Genomic DNA, 4,030 nt, shown 5'->3' with positions numbered 1-4,030 from the left:
TAATTAAAAAATATTCATATAAAAAACTGAAAAGCAAACTATGACTAAAACCCTTATTTTTACTGATATGGATGCAACGCTACTTGATCACTATACCTATTCATTTGAAGCAGCTAAAACTACCTTAGGTATGCTCAAGTCAAAAAAGATTCCAGTCATTCCTACCACAAGTAAAACTTATGCAGAAATGCAACCACTTATGGAACGTATTGGTCTTAAGGGGCCATTTATCGTTGAGAACGGTGCAGCCATTTATATTCCTTCATCCTGTTTAGAAAACAATTCAAATAGGACTATCGACGAAAACGGATTTTGGTGTCATCAATTTATAGCAGGTAAAGACCACTGGATTGGACTTCTTTCACAACTTAAGAATCAATACGCTGGTCAATACAAACAGTTTTCCAAAATGAGTATTTCTGAGATTCAAGACTGTACCGGTTTAGATGCAGAATCAGCCTCACTAGCAGTTCAGCGTGAGTTTGGTGAACCTGTATTATGGTTAGGTAACGATGCTAAAAAAGCAAAGTTTATTGATGCGATTAAGGATAAAGGTGCTTCTGTATTGGAGGGTGGTAGATTTATCCATGTGTCAGGTGAGTGTGATAAGGGAAAGGCTTTAAAGTGGCTTGCTAATAAGTATAAAAATCAATATAAGACCGATACAAAAACTATTGCGCTAGGAGATAGTAATAATGATATTGCCATGCTAGAAGCTGCGGATGTGGCGGTCCGCATCCTCTCACCAGCCAATCCCCCTCCCTATGTGAATAAAGATAAAGTCTATACCAGTACGCTTATGGGACCTGAAGGTTGGAGTGAGATGCTGACTCAATTACTCTCATGATACTTAACAAGCTCTATGGCTAACACGCTTTATTAACAATAAAGACAAACTTTTGAATATTATAAGTATTAATAGGAATATCTATGGCTGATTTCTTCCAAAATGGTGTGGTTACTACCATACATAATTTAACCCGCCGTTCGAGTGAGGATATTGAAGCAGAGCTTGTGCAATTTTCTACAAAACGTCCGATGGGCCTTATTCTTCCTTCGTTATTTTCTGAGCTAGAAGGTGATGCACTCCCTAAAATTGTTAATGAGCTGGAAAGTGTGCCTTATTTATCTGAAATAGTCATTGGTTTAGATAGAGCTGACGAAGCTGAGTATCGTCATGCCCTAAAGTTCTTTGCTAGATTGCCGCAACATCATAGGGTTTTATGGAATGATGGACCTCGTTTAAAGGCTCTTGATGAGGAGCTTCAAGTTAAAGGACTTGCACCTAAAGAATTAGGCAAAGGTCGCAATGTATGGTATTGCATGGGCTATATATTAGCTTCAGAACGTTCTGAATCTATTGATTTGCACGATTGCGATATAACTACTTACCAAAAAGAACTTTTGGCTAGATTAATATATCCTGTTGCTAATCCCCTATTCAACTATAAATTTTCAAAAGGATATTATGCTCGAGTAGCAAACGGAAAAATAAATGGTCGGGTCTCTAGATTATTAGTCACACCTCTGATTCGTACCCTTGAAAGAGTTCTAGGCCATAATGAGTACTTAGAATTTATGGACAGCTTCCGCTATCCTTTAGCAGGTGAATTTTCATTCAGAAGAGATGTACTCAACGACATTCGTATTCCAAGCGATTGGGGTCTTGAGATTGGTGTGTTATCTGAAATGCATCGTAACTATGCCCGCAATCACATTTGTCAGGTTGATATTTGCGATAATTATGACCACAAGCATCAAGATTTATCTTTACATAATGATCAGGGTGGCCTATCAAGAATGTCTATCGACATCATTAAAGCTATGTTTAGAAAACTTGCTACGCAGGGTTATGTATTTAGTAATGAAACATTTCGTTCAATAAAGGCTACCTATTATAGAATTGCCTTAGACTTCGTTGAAACCTATAACAGTGATGCCATAATGAATGGTCTAACTTTAGACATCCATAATGAAGAAAAAGCTGTAGAGTTATTCGCAAGCAATATTATGAAAGCGGGTCAAAGTTTCCTAGACAATCCTATGGAAACACCTTTTATCCCAAGTTGGAACCGCGTTGAGAGTGCGATCCCTAATATAAAACAGCGTTTAATAGAAGCAGTAGAACTAGATACTGTTGAATTTATGGAGTAAGTAATATGACAAATATTGTATGGCACTCTCTGCATGAAAAAATCATACATCACTTAGAAACTATTTATAGTGACGTTGATAACTTTAATAATCTTGGCATTAGCTATTCATCCTTAGCCACAGAGCTACTTCAGACCATAGGGATAATGTCAGAAGAAGATATAACTTCTCCGCAGTCGCATCATAACTACTGGGATCAAAGTGATATTGTGATGATTACCTATGGAGATAGCATCATTAAAAAAGGTGAAAAACCTTTAGCCACCTTGCACAATATTTTAAATAACTATTTTTCTGATGTCATCAATACTGTTCATATCTTACCGTTTTTCCCTTACAGCTCTGACGATGGGTTTTCTGTCATTGACTACACAACCGTAAACCCAGACTTAGGTTCTAGGTACGACATAATAGCCATGGGTAAAGACTATGACCTAATGTTTGATTTGGTTATCAACCATTGTTCAGTTCAAAGTGAATGGTTCCAAAACTTTATTAAAGGTCACGGGACAGGAGCTGACTTCTTTTATACCGCAAATTTTACGGATAATCTATCCGATGTTACTCGTCCTAGAGTTACGCCTTTACTTCGGGAAACTCAAACGTCAAACGGCACCCAATATGTTTGGTGTACGTTTGGTCATGACCAAGCTGATTTTGACTTTAGAAATCCCAAAGTACTTATAAAGTTTGTTGAAATAATTCGGTTATATATTGATAACAAAGCTAAGTTATTTCGGCTTGACGCAGTTGCTTTCTTATGGAAAATAATAGGTAGCAAGTGTATTAACTTGCCACAAACGCATGAAGTTGTACGTTTACTACGTACTTTGATAGAACACGTTGATCCCTCTATTATTATAATTACTGAAACCAATATACCTAACCAAGAAAACCTCACATATTTTGGAAATGCAAATGAGGCACATGGCATATATAACTTTTCACTTCCGCCTTTATTGCTTTATACCCTTGCCTCTGGAGACTGTACTTATTTAATTAGTTGGATGCTTAGTATGCCGCCTACTCAAAACGGTACGGTATATTTTAATTTTATTGCCTCTCACGATGGTATTGGGCTACGCCCAGCTGAAGGCTTACTTGATGAAAATGAAATCATTAAACTTGTTGATCAAATGCTGATATTTGGTGGTAAGGTCTCTGAGCGTATCTTAGAAGATGGTACTCAAAAACCGTATGAAATTAACATTACCCTTTTTGATGCTTTGCAGGGCACCTTTAAAGGCGTTGATAGTTATCAAATTGATCGATTTATATGTGCACAAAGCATTATGTTAGGTATGGAAGGGATTCCAGGTATTTATATTCATAGCTTACTTGCCACCCCTAATGACTATGCAAATGTAGCATATACGGGACGTAACCGATCGATAAACCGTCATCGTTGGGATTTACATGAACTACAATCCTTATTAGAGGATTCTAACTCTAGTCAATATATTGTAAATAAACAACTTGATAAGTTAATTAAGATAAGAAAATTACAACCTGCCTTTCATCCGAATGCAGCACAATATACATTGCAATTAGGCAGTCAAATTTTTGGTTACTGGCGTCAAAGTTTGACTGGTAAGCAGAGTATCTTTTGTATAAGTAATATTAGCGATGCAGCACAAACTATATTATTAACAGATATAAATTTGATCGAAACAGAAGAATGGTTTGATCTTATTGGAGATAATAAAGTTAACTTGGCTAATGAGTTTTTGAATTTAGAGCCTTATCAGACATTTTGGATTAGTAACTTGTAGTTCTAGATATTTATGATTGGGAGTTTTTAAGTTAAAGCTAAGCGCATATATCACAAAGAAAAAGCCCCCACTCGAGATGAATGGGGGCTTTTAGGTATAGGGAG

The 4,030-nt window shown here is 36.6% G+C and carries 3 protein-coding genes; all 3 read left to right on the top strand.

Annotation, left to right across the window (positions count from 1 at the left end; all coding sequences use genetic code 11):
• The first annotated feature begins 40 nt into the window (after nt 1-40).
• The 3 genes from QZ265_RS10065 to QZ265_RS10055 all read left to right on the top strand — a co-directional run bounded on the left by QZ265_RS10065 (nt 41) and on the right by QZ265_RS10055 (nt 3,926).
• Nucleotides 41-847: an HAD-IIB family hydrolase gene (locus QZ265_RS10065; RefSeq protein ID WP_296405824.1), complete on the top strand. Its 807-nt coding sequence runs from the start codon at nt 41-43 to the stop codon at nt 845-847.
• A gap of 83 nt (nt 848-930) precedes the next feature.
• Nucleotides 931-2,154, top strand: a complete 1,224-nt coding sequence (locus QZ265_RS10060) for a glycosyl transferase (RefSeq protein ID WP_296405822.1) — start codon at nt 931-933, stop codon at nt 2,152-2,154.
• Nucleotides 2,155-2,159: 5 nt separating this feature from the next.
• Nucleotides 2,160-3,926 (top strand): sugar phosphorylase, encoded by a 1,767-nt coding sequence (locus tag QZ265_RS10055; protein ID WP_296405820.1) that lies wholly within the window; start codon nt 2,160-2,162, stop codon nt 3,924-3,926.
• Nucleotides 3,927-4,030 lie beyond the last annotated feature (104 nt).

It is taken from the genome of Psychrobacter sp. (assembly GCF_018260395.1).
Lineage (GTDB): Bacteria > Pseudomonadota > Gammaproteobacteria > Pseudomonadales > Moraxellaceae > Psychrobacter.
The sequence above is the reverse complement of the archived record's forward strand: the minus strand, read 5'-3'. Positions and strand labels throughout refer to the sequence as shown.

What these genes read in the sequence shown, in the direction of transcription:
- QZ265_RS10065 (WP_296405824.1), top strand. Translation starts at nt 41, where the DNA reads ATGACTAAAACCCTTATTTTTACTGATATGGATGCAACGCTACTTGAT.
- QZ265_RS10060 (WP_296405822.1), top strand. Translation starts at nt 931, where the DNA reads ATGGCTGATTTCTTCCAAAATGGTGTGGTTACTACCATACATAATTTA.
- QZ265_RS10055 (WP_296405820.1), top strand. Translation starts at nt 2,160, where the DNA reads ATGACAAATATTGTATGGCACTCTCTGCATGAAAAAATCATACATCAC.